This window comes from Mesorhizobium sp. B2-4-17 (assembly GCF_006441275.1).
GTDB lineage: Bacteria > Pseudomonadota > Alphaproteobacteria > Rhizobiales > Rhizobiaceae > Mesorhizobium.
In genome coordinates this window covers 67,997-84,139 of sequence record NZ_VFUX01000031.1, presented here as the reverse complement: position 1 = coordinate 84,139, position 16,143 = coordinate 67,997, and the positions used below count along the sequence as shown (strand labels likewise).

The window sequence follows — 16,143 nt, the reverse complement described above, 5'->3', positions numbered from 1 at the left end:
GGCGCAGGCGAGCGTGACCACGAGGGAGACGATCGTGCTGCCTGACGTGCCCGAAATCATCTCGCCGATCATCTACGCGCTGCCGATCCAGATGCTGGCCTACTTCACCGCCGTGTTCATGGGCACCGACGTCGACCAGCCGCGCAATCTGGCGAAGTCGGTGACCGTGGAGTAGGTTTCATCCTTTCGTCATCCTCGGGCGGAGCAGGCGCGAAGCGACTGCGCAGACCCGAGGATCCATTCCGTGACCTTTGTGGCGGATCTAAACGGTGCAAAACCGAGCGCTACCATCCGATTCCACGGAAAAGCTCGAACCACTCTGAATTGGCCTTTTCGATCAGTTCGATTTTTCATTGGCGGCCAGCGTTTCAGCGACTTCTCGCGCTGAATTGCATCGCGAATGTCGAAGTATTCCTCGTACCAGACCAGCCGCTGCACGCCGTAGCGCCCGGTAAAGCGCGAGCCTTCACCGGATTTGTGCTCTGGCATCCGGCGCCCGAGATCGTTTGTGACACCAATGTAGATGGTGCCGCGCTTCCTGCTTGCAGTCATGTAGACATAGCCCGTAACGAGCGAAGGGATAGCGGCCAGACGGCCCGGCGACAATCTTGAGGTTTTGCATTCTTCGGCGCACGTCACGGAATGGATCCTCGGGTCTGCGCAGTCGCTCCGCGACTGCTTCGCCCGTGGATGACGAAGGGAAGGATGTTTCGGCTAATCGAGGATGGAAGCGGCTTCCGCTCGAACCACTCGGGGCTGCGGCATAACAAGCGCTCTTTAAAAACTTCGCAGTTCCAAACCGGCTTCCGGTTCACTAATGTTGCGTTGCAACCCGCGCCTCCGGTGAACCATGTCCGATGCTCCGAAGACCTCCGGCATGACCCGGCTGAGGAACTATTTCCTCACGGGCTTCATCGTCTGCGCGCCCTTGGCGATCACCGCCTATATCGCCTGGTCGTTCATCGGCTGGGTCGATTCCTGGGTAAAACCCTATATTCCGGCACGCTACAGCCCCGATACCTACCTGCCATTCCCGGTGCCCGGGTTCGGGCTGATCGTCGCGCTTATCCTGATCACGCTGATCGGTTTCTTCGCCGCCAACATTGTCGGTCGTGCCATTGTGGGTTTCGGCGAGCGCCTGCTTGGTCGCATGCCGCTGGTGCGCGGCATCTACGGCTCGCTGAAGCAGATTTTCGAGACCGTCCTGTCGAACAAGGGCGACATGTTCCGCCAGGTTGGGCTGGTCGAATATCCGCGCAAGGGCGTCTGGTCGCTGGTGTTTGTTGCCAGCGAAAAGGAGACAGAGATCAATGAGAAGCTTGACCAGGAGGGCGACCCGCTGATCGCCGTGTTCATGCCTTGCACCCCCAATCCGACGACCGGCTTCCTTATGTATGTGCCGAAGTCCGACATCGTGCTGCTGGACATGACGATCGAGGACGGCGCAAAGCTGATCGTGTCGGCTGGACTGGTGGCGCCGGAAGTAAAAACCAAAGTGGTGACGCTGAATGGCGAGCCAATCAACGGAACCGTGGCCAACCCGCCGCTAGGAGCTCATCCGGCGCGAAGAAGCCGAACGGCCTCGTCGCGACCGAACAAATAGAGCAGCAGGCGCAGCGCTTCCCCACGGTCGGATTGCAGCTCCGGGTCGCGCGACAGGATCAGCCTTGCGTCGTCGCGAGCGGCCTCGAGCAGATCGGCATGCGCCTCGATGCGCGCCACCTGAAAACCCGGCGTGCCGGACTGGCGGGTGCCCAGCAATTCGCCTTCGCCGCGCAATTTCAGGTCTTCCTCGGCAATCAGGAAACCGTCTTCGGTCTCACGCATCACCGACAGCCGGCGTCTTGCGGTCTCGCCAAGCGGATCCTTGTAGAGCAGCAAGCAGGACGAGGGTTTGTCGCCGCGTCCGACCCGGCCACGCAGCTGGTGCAATTGGGCAAGGCCGAAGCGTTCGGCATGCTCGATGACCATCACGGTGGCGTCCGGCACGTCGACGCCGACCTCAATGACCGTGGTGGCGATCAGAATGCGCGTCTCGCCCTGCTTGAAGGCACGCATCGCCTCGTCCTTCTCGGCACCCTTCATGCGGCCATGGACGAGGCCGATCCGGTCGCCGAACAGCGGTTTCAGCGAGGCGAAACGGTCCTCGGCCGACATCAGCTTGATCTCCTCGGATTCCTCGACCAATGGGCAGATCCAATAAATCTTCTGGCCACCGGCGACGGCGTCGATCATGCGGCCAACGAGTTCGTCGAGCCGCTCCAACGGCAAGGTGACAGTGCGGATCGGCTGGCGGCCGGCGGGTTTCTCCGTCAATTTCGACACGTCCATGTCGCCGAAGGCGGTCAGCACCAACGTGCGTGGAATGGGGGTTGCGGTCATCACCAGCATGTCGGGCGCATCGCCCTTGGCGGTGATGGCAAGCCGCTGGTGGACGCCGAAGCGGTGCTGCTCATCGATGACGGCCAGCACCAGATCATGAAAGGTGACGGTCTCCTGGAACAGCGCGTGGGTGCCGACGACGATGTCGATGTCGCCGCTTGCCAGGCCGGTCAGCGTGTCGATGCGCTCGCGGCCTTTCTCTCGGCCGGTCAGGATGGCGATGCGCAGCCCGACCCTGGCGGCAAGCGGCGCGATCGTCGCCAGATGCTGGCGTGCCAGGATTTCGGTGGGCGCCATCAATGCCGCCTGACCGCCAGCCTCGACGGCGCGCGCCATGGCCAGTAGTGCGACAACCGTCTTGCCGGAGCCGACATCGCCCTGCAGCAGCCGCAGCATGCGTTCGGGGTCGGCAAGGTCGGCATTGATCTCGGCGAGCGCGAATTCCTGGCTTGATGTCAGCGAATAGGGAAGGGCGGCGCGCAGTTTCTCAACGATGCTGCCGTCACCCACCAAAGGACGGCCGGACAGCCGGCGGACCTTTGCCCGGACCAGCGCCAGCGAGACCTGGCCTGCCAGAAATTCGTCATAGGCGAGGCGTCGCCAGGCCGCGCCCTCAACCGAGACGTCGATCGGATCCGCCGGGTTGTGAATACGGGAAAGCGTGTCGGCGAAGGCGGGAAAGGTGTGCCGGCGCATGAAAGCGCCATCCTGCCACTCCGGCAAATCGGGCACGCGCGCCAGCGCCTGGCCGATCGCGCGGCGCAGCACCTTGCCCGAGAGGCCGGCGGTGAGCGGATAGACCGGTTCGACGAGCGGCAGGTTTTCCGCTTCGCTGGCCAGCGCGATATGGTCGGGGTGGACCATGGTCGGGCGGCCGTTGAACCATTCCATGCGGCCGGAGACCACGACATGCTCGCCCACGGGCATTGCTTTTTCGAGATAGGCAGCGTGGGCATGGAAAAAGGTCAGGCCGATTTCGCCGGTATCGTCATGCGCGAAGACCCGGTAGGGTACCGACCTGTTGCCGCGCGGTGGCGGCTGGTGGCGATCGATGCGCACCTCGAGCGTGACGATCGCGCCTTGGGCGGCAAGCGCAATGCCGGGCCGGTTGCGGCGGTCGATGACGGTGTGCGGCAGCACGAACAGAAGATCGCCGGCGCGCGCGGCGCGATCGCCGAGATCGGCGGCTACCACCTTTTCGATCAGCGCGCCGACCTTCGGCCCGACGCCGGCAAGCGAAGTGATCGGGACAAACAGCGGATCGAGGATGGATGGGCGCATGATGTCAGCTTATGTCGCGACGGTCGCAGCGCAAGGCTGACAGCACCCTCTATCCACGCTATATGCGCCGCAGCAAGCGAGGATGCGGCACAATGACCGGAACGAAACGATCAAGCGAGGGGCTGGATGCCCGCCGCCGCAAACTCCTGTTCCGCTCCTGGCATCGCGGCCTGCGCGAGATGGACCTGATCCTCGGCACGTTCGCCGACGCCGAGATCGGTTCCTTGACCGGCGAGGAAATCGACCAATATGAGAGGCTCCTCGACATTCCCGACGCCGAATTCCTGCCGCTGGTCACCGGCGAGCGCCCCGTTCCGGCGGATATCGATTGTGCTGTCCTGCAAAAAATCCTGGCGTCCCGCCGGACCATGACTTTCTGAACACAAGCAATTCCAGGAAAAGTGCGAAGCGGTTTTCCGTCCGGAATTGCGACAACCAAGACCGTGATTTTGATGAGCCTCATTCCAACCATTGGCCTGCCGAAGGGCCGCGCCGGCCAGTTCATCGTCGACGGCGTCGCCGACGGCTATGAAGCTTTTGCCCTGGTGCAGACGGCCCTCGAAATCGCACCTGACAAGCCGGTGCTGTTCGTGGCGCGGGACGGCCAGCGCCTGCCGGCGATCATCGAGGCGCTGTCTTTCGCCGCACCCGGCCTGCCTGTGCTGGAGCTGCCGGCATGGGATTGCCTGCCCTACGACCGGGTCTCGCCGGGTTCGGATGCCGCCGCCAAACGGCTCGACGCGCTGACGGCGATGATTGCGCTAGCCAAGAAGCCGCATCGTGCCGTTATCCTCACCACCGCCAATGCGCTTCTGCAGCGTGTGCCGCCGGCCGATCTCGTCGAGGCGCAGACCTTCCATGCCAGGCCGGGCAACCAGATCGACATGAACGTGCTGATCGCGCGACTGGAAACGTCAGGCTTCGAACGCGTGCCGACGGTGCGCGGCATCGGCGAATTCGCGGTGCGCGGCGGCATTCTCGACCTGTTCGCCCCCGGCTGGACCGAGGCGCTGAGGCTGGATTTCTTCGGCGATACGCTGGAATCGATCCGCGTCTTCGACGCGGTCACCCAGCGCACAACTGGCCAGCGCAAGTCGATGGCGCTGCAGGCGATGAGCGAAGTGGCGCTCACGCCCGAAACCATCAGCCGTTTCCGCCGCGCCTACATCGAAGCGTTCGGCGCGCCGTCGCGTGACGACGGCCTCTACGCCGCGGTCAGCGAAGGCCGGCGCTTCGCCGGCATGGAGCACTGGCTGCCGTTCTTCTATGAGCGGCTGGAGACGGTATTCGATTATCTGCCGGACACGCCCGTCGTTTTCGACCATCTGGCGCATGAGGCGCTCGCCGAACGCCACACATTGATCCTCGATCATTACGAGGCGCGCAGGAAGCAGGCCGACAGCGCGCTAAGGGATGCCGTGCCTTACAAGCCGGTGGCGCCGGACCTGCTTTACCTCTCGCCGGAAAACCTGATCGCCTCGCTCGGACCGCGCGAAGCGATCGATTTCACGCCCTTCGACGCACCCGATGCCGGCGCCAAGAAAGTCTATCACGCCGGCTCACGCCATGGCCGCAGCTTCGTCGAGGAGCGCGCTGACCCGAACGTCAATGTCTTCGATGTTGTCGTCAGGCACATCGCCGACGAGCGGGCGGCGCGCCGCCGCGTCGTCATCGCCGGCTGGACCGAAGGCTCGCTCGACCGGCTTGGGCAGATACTGGCCGAGCATCACCTCGGCAATCTCAAACAGGTCGACACGCTGACAGAGGCCGAACAGCTCGAGCAGGGGCAGGCGGCATTGGCCGTTCTGCCATTGGAATCCGGCTTCGAGACCGAAAAGCTGGTCGTCGTCGCCGAACAGGACATTCTCGGCGACCGGCTGATCCGCCGTTCGAAGCGCAAGAAGCGCGCGTCCGACTTCATTGCCGAAGCCTCTGCCTTGTCGGCCGGCGATATCGTCGTCCATGCCGACCATGGCATTGGCCGCTTCATCGGGCTGCGCACCATCGAGGCGGTCGGCGCGCCGCACGACTGTCTCGAGATCCATTATGCCGGCGACGACCGGCTGTTCCTGCCGGTGGAAAATATCGAGCTTCTGTCGCGCTACGGTTCGGATTCGGCCGAAGCGACGCTGGACAAGCTTGGCGGCGGCGCCTGGCAGTCGCGCAAGGCAAAGCTGAAGCGGCGCCTGCTCGACATGGCCGGACAGCTGATCCGCATCGCCGCCGAGCGGCAGATGCGCGCCGCACCGCCGCTGGTGCCGGCCGAAGGCCTCTATGATGAATTCGCCGCCCGGTTCCCCTACGAGGAGACCGACGACCAGCAGACAGCGATCGATTCGGTGCGGGACGACCTCGGCGCCGGCAAGCCGATGGACCGGCTGATCTGCGGCGATGTCGGCTTCGGCAAGACCGAAGTGGCGCTTCGTGCCGCCTTCATCGCGGCGATGGAAGGATTTCAGGTCGCCGTCGTGGTGCCGACGACGCTGTTGTCGCGCCAGCATTTCAAGACGTTCTCCCAGCGTTTCTCAGGGCTTCCCATCCGCGTCGCCCAGGCCTCCCGGCTGGTCGGCGCCAAGGAGCTCGCGGAAACGAAGAAGGCTTTGGCCGAAGGTCAGGTCGACATCGTCGTCGGCACCCATGCGCTGCTCGGATCCTCGATCTCGTTCAAGAATCTCGGCCTGCTGATCATCGACGAGGAGCAGCATTTTGGCGTCAAGCACAAGGAACGGCTGAAGGACCTGAAGACCGATGTGCATGTGCTGACGCTGTCGGCGACGCCAATCCCGCGCACGCTGCAACTGGCGCTGACGGGCGTGCGTGAACTGTCGCTGATCGCCACGCCGCCGGTCGACCGCATGGCGGTGCGCACCTTCATTTCGCCGTTCGATCCGCTGGTCATCCGCGAAACGCTGCTTCGCGAGCGCTATCGCGGCGGGCATTCCTTCTATGTGGTTCCGCGCATCAGCGATCTCTCGGAAATTCATGATTTCTTGAAGGAATCCGTCCCCGAACTGAAGGTGGCGGTGGCTCATGGCCAGATGCCGCCAGGCGAACTCGACGACATCATGAACGCCTTCTATGACGGCCAGTACGATGTGCTTCTGTCGACGACCATCGTCGAATCCGGCCTCGACATCCCGACTGCCAACACGCTGATCATCCACCGCGCGGACATGTTCGGCCTGTCGCAGCTCTATCAGCTGCGCGGCCGTGTCGGCCGCTCGAAGGTGCGCGCATACGCGCTCTTCACGCTGCCGGCCAACCGCAAGCTCACGGATACGGCCGAGCGCAGGCTGAAGGTGCTGCAATCGCTCGACACGCTGGGCGCCGGCTTCCAGCTTGCCAGCCATGATCTGGACATCCGTGGTGCCGGCAATCTTCTGGGCGAAGAGCAGTCCGGCCACATCAAGGAGGTCGGTTTCGAGCTCTACCAGCAGATGCTGGAGGAGGCCGTCGCCGAGGTGAAGGATTCCGGCGAGGTTCAGGATGGCGGCTGGTCGCCGCAGATCGCCGTCGGCACGGCGGTGATGATCCCGGAAAGCTATGTGCCCGACCTGCAACTCAGGCTGGCGCTCTACCGCCGTCTCGGCGATCTCGAAAGCACCGAGGAGATCGATGGCTTCGGCGCCGAGCTGATCGACCGTTTCGGCCCGCTGCCGGAGGAGGTGAAGCATCTCTTGAAGATCGTCTTCATCAAGGCGCTCTGCCGCAAGGCCAATGTCGAGAAGCTCGATGCCGGGCCGAAGGGCGTCGTCATCCATTTCCGCAAGCGCGAATTCCCCAATCCGGTCGGGCTGGTCAAATTCATCGGCGAGCAGGGCTCGCTGGCCAAGATCAGGCCAGACCACAGTGTCGTCTTCGTGCGCGACTGGCCGAATGCCGAAAAACGCCTGGCGGGCTCCGCCGTTGTGATGACGCAATTGGCGAAGTTGGCGGAGAAGGCGGCCTGATCTGAGGTTTCAGGCCGTCTTGCGTGCGGCAACCCATTCGCCAGCGCTGAAATTCCGGTCTAGAATAGGAAATCGGCTTCGTGTATGGAGCCGCCACCCCATATCGGGGCAGATAGTGTGGGCGAGGTCGCCCATTCGTTGGTTTGACGCAATTCCGGACGGAAACCGTTTCATACTTTCCTGGAATTGCTCGGAAAGAGCGTTGGGTGCAGCGATGACGAAATGGTCGCCGAATTCTTGGAGAGCAAAACCGATCAAGCAGGTTCCCGCCTATCCGGATATTGCAGCTCTGAAGAACACGGAAGCCCAGCTCGCCACCTTTCCGCCGCTGGTCTTTGCCGGTGAGGCACGCAAGCTGAAGAAGCAGTTGGCCGCGGTCGCCGCCGGTGAAGCCTTCCTGCTTCAGGGGGGCGACTGCGCCGAGAGCTTCGCCGAACATGGCGCGGACAATATCCGCGACTTTTTCCGCGTCTTCCTGCAGATGTCGGTCGTGCTGACCTTCGCTGGCGCGCAGCCGGTGGTGAAGGTCGGCCGCGTCGCCGGCCAGTTCGCCAAGCCGCGCTCGTCCGACAACGAGACCAAGAGCGGCGTCACGCTGCCGAGCTATCGCGGCGACATCATCAACGGGATCGAGTTCGACGCCAAGTCGCGTATTCCCGATCCCGCCCGCCAGGAAATGGCATACCGCCAGTCGGCGGCGACGCTCAACCTTTTGCGCGCCTTCGCGCAGGGCGGCTATGCCAGCCTGGAGAACGTGCATCGCTGGATGCTCGGCTTCGTGTCAGACAGCCCGCAGGGCGAAAAATACGAGTCGCTGGCCAACCGCATCACCGAGACGATGGACTTCATGAAGGCCGTCGGTATCACCTCGGAAACCAACTACGCGCTGCGCGAGACCGATTTCTACACCAGCCACGAGGCGCTGCTGCTCGGCTACGAGGAAGCGCTGACCCGCGTCGATTCTACCTCGGGCGACTGGTACGCCACCTCTGGCCACATGATCTGGATCGGCGATCGCACGCGCCAGCCCGATCATGCGCATGTCGAATATTGCCGCGGCATCAAGAATCCGCTCGGCCTGAAATGTGGTCCATCGCTGACGCCTGACGGCTTGCTGGAACTGATCGACCTGCTCAATCCCGAGAACGAGCCCGGCCGGCTGACGCTGATCGCCCGCTTCGGCTCCGACAAGGTCGCCGATCATCTGCCGAAGCTGGTGCGCGCGGTGCAGAAGGAAGGCCGCAGCGTGGTCTGGTCATCGGACCCGATGCACGGCAACACGATCGAGGCCGCGGGCTACAAGACGCGGCCGTTCGACCGTATCCTGAAGGAAGTGCAGACCTTCTTCGAGGTGCATCGCGCCGAAGGCACGCATCCCGGCGGCATCCACGTCGAGATGACCGGCAAGAACGTCACCGAATGCACGGGCGGCGCGCGCGCCATCACGGCCGAGGAATTGCAGGACCGCTACCACACGCATTGCGATCCGCGCCTCAATGCCGACCAGGCGATCGAACTGGCCTTCCTGGTATCGGATCTGCTGAAGAAGAGCCATCCGGTCCAGCAGAAGCACGCCGTCAACGGCTGATCCGGCCAAATGGGCCGATAAAGCAAAGGCGCCTGGGAAACCGGCGCCTTTGCTTTTTCAGCTCATGGCTGGTGCCTCCGCCGATGCCGGCGCGATCGACGAACAGGAGGCATCAGTCCTTCTTGTAGAGAAGCCAGCTTTTGCCGGAGCGGCCGGCCATCGTCGAATGCCTGGTGACGCGGTTGCGGCCGCTGACCTTGGAGCGGTACAGCGCTCGGTCGGCCTTGGTGTAAAGGTCCTCGGGACCGTCGGCCTCGGATGCCATGCAGATGCCCATCGAGACCGTCACGGTACCGTATTTCATGCCGGTCTGGCTGCTGGTGAATGGCGTCTGTTCGATCAGCGCGCGAATGCGCTCCGCGATTTCGTAGGTGGCGTCCTCGCTGGCACCCTCGATGATCAGCGCGAACTCCTCGCCGCCGGTGCGCGCGACGAACATATCGCCGCGAATGCTGGTCTGGAAAATCTCGGCGATGACCTGGATGATCTTGTCGCCGACCGGATGGCCATACCGGTCATTGATGTCCTTGAACCGATCGATGTCGGCAAGGATCAAGGCATTGAACAGGATACCCTTGTTGCTGTTGTAGATTCGGGTGATTTCCCTGTCGAAGGCGCGGCGGTTCCAGATCTGGGTCAACGGATCGGTGTTGGCCAGCCGCTTGTATTCCTCGAGCTTCGACTTGACGCTCTCGAGCTCCGCCGTTTTGTCATTGAGCGTCGAGGCGACCTGTCGGCCGTGGTCGATCGTCGAATTGGTAGCGATCGACATGGCGTTGGCGATCTTTTGCAGAAGATCCTGGGAGAGCAGGCTGCGGCTGTTCAGGCCGTTTGATGTCTCATCGAGAATCCTGCCGTATTTCTCGATGTGGCTGCGCTCGCTGCGCAACAGCGATGCGACTTCCTCGAGTTCCCTGGCGATAACGTCCCGCGCATGCTCCACGATGCCTGGGCCATGGTTCTGGGCAAAGAAAGAACGGCCGATCTTGTCCAACTCGTCCTGTGTGGGCCGGCTGTTCAGCGAAAGCACCGCAAGGCTGAGTTCGCGATTGGTGCCACTCAGTGCTTCATAGAAGATCTCGTAATTGCGCGGCAGGCCGAGCACGCCCAACTGGCGCATCGTGGCGACAACAGCGGATGCGATATCGGTGTTCTGTTCGGTTGGTGCTGCTGCCGGCTGCATGTCTGATACACTCTTCCCTTGGATTCCGACGCAGAATATGCGGGTCCACTGATCACCGAACTGGGGGAGTGGCCTGCCGACGTTCCAGAACATCTTGCGAAGAGACGCATCCCCACCCACGACCCTTGCTTGAGAGACCATAATTGCGTCAGCGCTAAAGTTTCCTTAATTCGCACGACTTCCACGGGTTTTTCTCTACCTGTGGCTGTAGAGACATGAATTTCCGCACCACCAATCGGGAGACAACACGCAGTTTGGCGGCTTTGAATTCGAAATCTCGCGGCGCGCTGCTGAAAATGAAATTGAATTTCGAAATCGTCACGCCAGTCGGAGTCGTATTTGCTTGCGCGTAACCAACGCAAAGCTGGAATCCTGATGACGATGATGGACGAGGTTCTTCAAGGAGTGCCGAAATGAGTGACAGTCACCAGGGATCGTGCCTGTGCAAAGCGGTCCGCTTCAGGACGCGCGGCGCGCTGCGGGGCGTCGTCTACTGTCATTGTTCGCAGTGCCGTAAACAAAGCGGGCACTTCTATGCCGCGACCAATGTCGCCGACGCCGACATCGTGATCGAAGGCGCGGAAAACATCACCTGGTACGAGGCGTCCGACTTCGCCAGGCGCGGCTTCTGCAAAGTATGCGGGTCAGTGCTTTTCTGGAAACCGAGGGATCGAGACTACATTTCGGTCCTGGCGGGATCGTTCGACAAGCCGACAGATCTCAAGGGCGAATACCATATCTTCGTCGGCGACAAGGGCGACTATTATTCGATCCACGACGGGCTGCCGCAGTTTGAAAAGTCGACGCCGTCGATACTGGTCGCTGAATGAATTTTGGACAAGACGCCTTATTCCATTGACCGGGCCGTTGCTTTATCCCGTGCCGGTGGTTCGCAAAGGGGTCTAGCATGCAGCGGCTGATCGATGCTTTTATCAATTCGGTGCGGGCATTTCGCAAGCTCGCCGTTAGCGAGAAGGCTTTCCAGCAGGAACTGATGCTGCTGGTGCTGGCTTTGCCCGCGGGCTGGTTCATTTCGGTGTCGTGGCGCAGCTACGCGCTGCTGATCGGCGCAGTGCTGCTCCTGATCATGGTCGAGGTGCTGAACACCGGCATCGAGGCGGCCTGTGACGCAATTTCTCGTGAATTCCACATCGACATCCAGCTCGCCAAGGATTGCGGCTCGCTGGCGGTGCTGATTTCGGTAGTGATTGCTGGTGGCGTCTGGGGCATCGCTCTCATCGAGCGCGTAACCGGGGTTCCGATCTGAGACTCTGATCCCTACATGATGGTCACCAGAGCCTGATCCCGATGAAATCGGGACGCTCTGGTTTATGTTGGCCATGATCTTTTCCGAAGACCGATTTTACGTTTCGGGATCATGGCTAAGGAAACCGTCATGTCCGAATTTACAAAATCCCTGCTTCTCGAACGCAAAGGCTTGCCGGATGACCTGCGCTGGCTGACCGAGAAATATCCACGCGAAACCTGGCGGGGCCATGCCAACGTTCACGGCATCGCCAATATGTGGCTGCAGCGGCACGACATGTTCCGCGAGCTCGGCGGCATGCTCACCAACGGCATTGGCGACTATCGCGAAGGCAGGCTGGCGGCACCCGATTTCGCGCGCTGGTTCGCACCGCGTCTCAATCATTTTCTTGGAAATCTCGATGGTCATCACAATGTCGAGGACCATCATTATTTTCCGGTCTTTGCCAAGGCGGAGGCGCGGCTCAAGCGCGGCTTTGAAATCCTCGACGCCGACCACCACACGATCCATGAAGGACTGGAACGTAACGCCGAGGCGGCGAATGCCTTTCTCCGCACGCTTCAGGAAGGCGAGGACAAGCAGCGCTTCGCCGCCGATGCCTATGCCGACGAGAACAGCCGGCTGATCGCGATGCTGACCCGGCATCTCGCCGACGAGGAGGATCTGATCATCCCGCTGATCCTCGACCGGGGGCGATCGGGCGCTGGATATAGACTGACGATCAGCTCAGCTTTCCCTGGCTCGCTCCTTGCTGGCGACATGGCGCGCCACAAGCCAGGCAATGATGGCCACCGCCAGACCGATCCCCAGACCGATCAACAGCCGCTCGTGGCGGGCCAATGCCTTGCCGATAAGCTGCTCGGCTCCCAGCCCGAAGACGTAGCCGATCGTGCCGAACAGGATTGCCCAAACCGTCGACGAGACGGCGTTGAGGACGACGAAACGCAGCATCGAGATGCGCGACAGTCCGGCCGCTATGCCGCCGACGAGGCGCATGCCGTAGACGTAACGGTTCGACAGTACGAAGATGTTGGGATGGGTGTTGAGCAGATGGTAGGCGCGGCGGAAACCGGGGCGCCGGCGCAATCTCACGACATAGCGATGATCGGCAAAGCTTCGCCCAAGGATGAAGAAGCCCGTATCGCCGGCGAAGGCGCCGAGTGCTGCCGCGACGAAGGCATGCCACAGCACGAAGATATGCTGGTGGGCGAAGAAGCCGCCGAGGATGGCCGCACTTTCTCCTTCGGCAACGCAGCCGAGAAAGACCGCAAGCAGCCCGTATTGTTCGATGAAATGATGGATCGGGTCGGTCATGAAGCCGACTGCTGCTGCGACAGCCTTTCATCGATCCGTTGTACCTGTTCGGCCAGCCGCACGATCTCGTCGCGCATGCCGAGGATCTGGCTGTGGCGCAGTTCGTCGAGCTTTTCATGCAGCGCCATGATTTCGATCTCTGCCTTCAGATTGACCTCGTAGTCATGGGCGGCATCGATGCGGTCGCGCTCGGTCTGGCGGTTCTGCGCCATCATGATCACCGGCGCCTGAATGGCGGCAAGCATCGACAGGATGAGGTTGAGGAAGATGAACGGGTAGGGGTCGAAGGCATCGCGTGACAGAAGCCAGACATTGCCAGCGGTCCAAAGGACCAGGAAAGCCAGAAAGGCGAGGATGAAGGACCAGGAACCGCCGATGCGGGCGATGGTGTCGGCAAGCCGGTCGCCAAAGGTCTGGTGGAAGGCGACAGCCTTGTTGGTGTCCCTGGTGATGGTGGTGCGCTCGAACGTTGACTGCAGCACACGGCTCTCCAACTGGGTGAGGCCGTCCGGCCGTCGCTTGAACCAACGGTTCGCCAGTTCATCGATCGTCTTGTACATGGCTGTCTCCAGGTCTGGGCTGGCGATAGAGGTAGAGGCTGCCGGCTCCCAGGGGAAGTGATACATTGCGGCGGACAGCGAGGGACCGATGGCTGATTTTCAAAAAATTCGCCTGCGCGCGGCAAAACGCAAGGGCGGCGAAGCGGAGCTTTCGACGCTGCTCGGGCCGGTGCCCGACAACGCCGCCGTCGCCGAGATCGCGGACGACCGCATTCTCTCGACCATGGCCGAGCGGATCTTCGCCGCCGGTTTCGTCTGGCGGGTCATCGAGCAGAAATGGCCAGGCTTCGAGGAGGCTTTTCTGCGTTTCGAGCCGAAGCGGCTGTTGTTCCAGCCTGACGATTTCTGGCACGATCTGGCTTCCGATCAGCGCATCGTGCGCAATCCGCAGAAGATCAGGTCCGTTCGCGACAATGCCGCCTTCGTCGAGCGTGTGTCCAGAGAGCATGGCGGCTTCGGTCATTTCCTTGCCGAATGGCCGACCGACGACCAGGTCGGACTGATGGCCTATCTCGGCAAGCATGGCAGCCGGCTCGGCGGCAACACCGGCCAGTATTTCCTGCGCTGGCTGGGGTGGGATGCCTTCGTCATTTCGACCGATATGGCGGCGGCACTTCGCGACGCCGGGCTCGACATCGCGGAAAGCCCGACCTCGAAGAAGGACCTGGACAAAGTCCAGGCGCAGATCAACCGGTGGGCTGCCGAGACAGGTTTGCCGCGGCGGCACATTTCGCGCATCCTGGCGATGTCGATCGGCGACAACCATTCTCCGCAAGCGCTGCGCGAGTATATGGGCCAGGACTGATCGTCGGTCTGGACACTGTTCACCCAGGTCATCCGGCCTGACACGACTGACGTATGTCACTTGGTCCGGGGTGGTCCAAGCGAACGCCATTGCGAGGCGGATTTTGCCGCGCTAAGTCAGCAGGCATGACCAAGAAGCCTGACATCCTGCGCATTGCAGTCGCCCAACTCAACCCGACTGTCGGCGATGTCGCCGGCAACCTCGCCAAAGCCCGCGAGGCGAGGGCGGATGCCGCCCGCCAGGGCGCCGATCTCGTGCTCTATACCGAGCTTTTCCTCGCCGGCTATCCGCCGGAGGATCTGGTGTTGAAGCCGGCCTTCCTGAAGGCCTGCGAGCGGGCGGCGCAGGATTTCGCCGCCGACACCGCCGATGGCGGCCCCGGCGTCATCATCGGCACGCCGCTGAAGCGCAAGAGCGGCACGCACAATTCGATCGTCTTCGCCGATGCCGGCAAGATCATCGCCGAACGCTACAAGCTCGATCTCCCCAACTACGGCGAATTCGACGAGAAGCGCGTCTTCCAGGCCGGGCCCGAGATCCAGGGGCCTGTCAATTTCCGCGGCGTGCGCATCGGGATTCCGATCTGCGAGGACATCTGGGGTGAGATCGGCATCTGCGAGACGCTTGCCGAAAGCGGGGCGGAAATCCTGCTGGTGCCGAACGGCTCGCCCTATTACCGCGCCAAGATCGATGTCCGCCAACAGGTCGTCATCAAGCAGGTTATCGAGTGCGGCCTGCCGATCATCTATGCCAACCAGCTTGGCGGCCAGGACGAGCTGATCTTCGACGGTGCGTCGTTTGCTATTGGCGCCGACAGACGGCTTGCCTTCCAGATGAGCCAGTTCGAGGAAACGGTCGACGTCACCACCTGGAAAAGACAGGACGATCATTGGGCCTGCTCTGAGGGGCCGATGTCGAAAATCCCCGAGCGGGAGGAAGCCGACTACCGGGCCTGCATGCTGGGCCTGCGCGACTATGTCAACAAGAACGGCTTCAAGAATGTCGTGCTCGGCCTGTCGGGCGGCATCGATTCGGCGATCTGCGCGGCCCTTGCCGTCGATGCACTTGGCGAGGAACGGCTGCGCGCGGTGATGATGCCTTACCGCTACACGTCGAAGGATTCGCTGAAGGATGCCGAGGACTGCGCCAGGGCGCTCGGTTGCCGCTATGACATCGTGCCGATCTTCGAGCCGGTCGAAGGCTTCATGCATGCGCTGACGCAGCTTTTCGAGGGCACCAAGGAAGGCATCACCGAAGAGAACCTGCAGAGCCGTGCGCGTGGCACCATCCTGATGGCGATCTCCAACAAGTTCGGCTCGATGGTCGTCACCACTGGCAACAAGAGCGAGATGTCCGTCGGCTACGCCACGCTCTATGGCGACATGAACGGCGGCTTCAACCCGATCAAGGACCTCTACAAGATGCAGGTCTACGCGCTGTCGCGCTGGCGCAACAGCCATGTGCCGCCGGGCGCGCTCGGGCCTTCCGGCGAGGTCATCCCGAAGAACATCATCGACAAGGCGCCATCGGCGGAATTGCGCGAGAACCAGACCGACCAGGATTCGCTGCCGCCCTATCCGGTGCTGGACGATATCCTGGAATGCCTGATCGAGAACGAGATGGGCGTCGACGACATCGTGGCGCGCGGCCATGACCGGGCGACGGTGACGCGTATAGAGCATCTGCTCTACATCGCGGAATACAAACGCCGGCAGGCGGCACCGGGCGTGAAGATCACCAGGAAGAATTTCGGCCGCGACCGCCGCTATCCCATCACCAACCGTTTCAGGGATCGCGGGTAGGCGCGTTTCGC

The 16,143-nt window shown here is 62.1% G+C and carries 12 protein-coding genes and 2 pseudogenes; 9 read left to right on the top strand and 5 right to left on the bottom strand.

Annotated elements, in window-relative coordinates:
- Positions 1-284 precede the first annotated feature (284 nt).
- Positions 285-552, bottom strand: a pseudogene (locus tag FJ548_RS23280) (GIY-YIG nuclease family protein).
- Between the two features lie 298 nt (positions 553-850).
- Here FJ548_RS23280 and FJ548_RS23275 point away from each other — a divergent pair.
- Complete coding sequence (locus FJ548_RS23275; RefSeq protein WP_140759958.1) at positions 851-1,603, top strand: DUF502 domain-containing protein; 753 nt, start codon at positions 851-853, stop codon at positions 1,601-1,603.
- Here FJ548_RS23275 and recG read toward each other — a convergent pair.
- On the bottom strand, positions 1,555-3,663 hold the full coding sequence (gene recG, locus FJ548_RS23270; RefSeq protein ID WP_140693043.1) for an ATP-dependent DNA helicase RecG: 2,109 nt from the start codon (positions 3,661-3,663) through the stop codon (positions 1,555-1,557). The genes FJ548_RS23275 and recG overlap by 49 nt on opposite strands.
- Before the next feature lie 92 nt (positions 3,664-3,755).
- Between recG and FJ548_RS23265 the strand changes: the two genes are divergently transcribed.
- The 3 genes from FJ548_RS23265 (at position 3,756) to FJ548_RS23255 (ending at position 9,201) form a co-directional block, all read left to right on the top strand.
- Positions 3,756-4,043: a succinate dehydrogenase assembly factor 2 gene (locus FJ548_RS23265; RefSeq protein WP_140612378.1), complete on the top strand. Its 288-nt coding sequence runs from the start codon at positions 3,756-3,758 to the stop codon at positions 4,041-4,043.
- Between the two features lie 72 nt (positions 4,044-4,115).
- Positions 4,116-7,613 (top strand): transcription-repair coupling factor, encoded by a 3,498-nt coding sequence (mfd, locus tag FJ548_RS23260; protein ID WP_140779057.1) that lies wholly within the window; start codon positions 4,116-4,118, stop codon positions 7,611-7,613.
- Positions 7,614-7,827: 214 nt separating this feature from the next.
- A complete protein-coding gene (locus tag FJ548_RS23255; RefSeq protein WP_140779056.1) occupies positions 7,828-9,201 on the top strand; it encodes a 3-deoxy-7-phosphoheptulonate synthase class II in 1,374 nt (457 codons plus the stop codon).
- A 112-nt stretch (positions 9,202-9,313) separates the two neighbouring features.
- Here FJ548_RS23255 and FJ548_RS23250 read toward each other — a convergent pair whose 3' ends face one another.
- Positions 9,314-10,384 carry a diguanylate cyclase gene (locus FJ548_RS23250; protein WP_140779055.1) on the bottom strand — a complete coding sequence of 357 codons (1,071 nt, stop codon included), beginning with the start codon at positions 10,382-10,384 and terminating at the stop codon, positions 9,314-9,316.
- A 413-nt stretch (positions 10,385-10,797) separates the two neighbouring features.
- On the opposite strand from FJ548_RS23250, the gene FJ548_RS23245 reads away from it, so the two are divergent.
- The 3 genes and pseudogenes from FJ548_RS23245 to FJ548_RS23235 all read left to right on the top strand — a co-directional run.
- Positions 10,798-11,214, top strand: a complete 417-nt coding sequence (locus FJ548_RS23245; RefSeq protein WP_140779054.1) for a GFA family protein — start codon at positions 10,798-10,800, stop codon at positions 11,212-11,214.
- Positions 11,215-11,291: 77 nt separating this feature from the next.
- Positions 11,292-11,651, top strand: coding sequence for a diacylglycerol kinase (locus tag FJ548_RS23240; protein ID WP_140612388.1), 360 nt, complete (start codon positions 11,292-11,294; stop codon positions 11,649-11,651).
- Between the two features lie 129 nt (positions 11,652-11,780).
- Positions 11,781-12,344 (top strand): annotated as a pseudogene (locus FJ548_RS23235) (hemerythrin domain-containing protein); the annotation flags it as partial.
- Between the two features lie 33 nt (positions 12,345-12,377).
- Here the strand turns inward: FJ548_RS23235 and FJ548_RS23230 are convergent.
- Positions 12,378-12,965: a DedA family protein gene (locus FJ548_RS23230; RefSeq protein ID WP_140612392.1), complete on the bottom strand. Its 588-nt coding sequence runs from the start codon at positions 12,963-12,965 to the stop codon at positions 12,378-12,380.
- Positions 12,962-13,525 carry a DUF1003 domain-containing protein gene (locus tag FJ548_RS23225; RefSeq protein WP_140612394.1) on the bottom strand — a complete coding sequence of 188 codons (564 nt, stop codon included), beginning with the start codon at positions 13,523-13,525 and terminating at the stop codon, positions 12,962-12,964. The genes FJ548_RS23230 and FJ548_RS23225 overlap by 4 nt, the downstream gene beginning before the upstream one ends.
- A gap of 88 nt (positions 13,526-13,613) precedes the next feature.
- On the opposite strand from FJ548_RS23225, the gene FJ548_RS23220 reads away from it, so the two are divergent.
- Both FJ548_RS23220 and FJ548_RS23215 read left to right on the top strand, forming a co-directional pair.
- Positions 13,614-14,330 (top strand): DNA-3-methyladenine glycosylase I, encoded by a 717-nt coding sequence (locus tag FJ548_RS23220; protein WP_140779053.1) that lies wholly within the window; start codon positions 13,614-13,616, stop codon positions 14,328-14,330.
- Between the two features lie 125 nt (positions 14,331-14,455).
- Positions 14,456-16,132, top strand: a complete 1,677-nt coding sequence (locus tag FJ548_RS23215) for an NAD+ synthase (protein WP_140779052.1) — start codon at positions 14,456-14,458, stop codon at positions 16,130-16,132.
- Positions 16,133-16,143 lie beyond the last annotated feature (11 nt).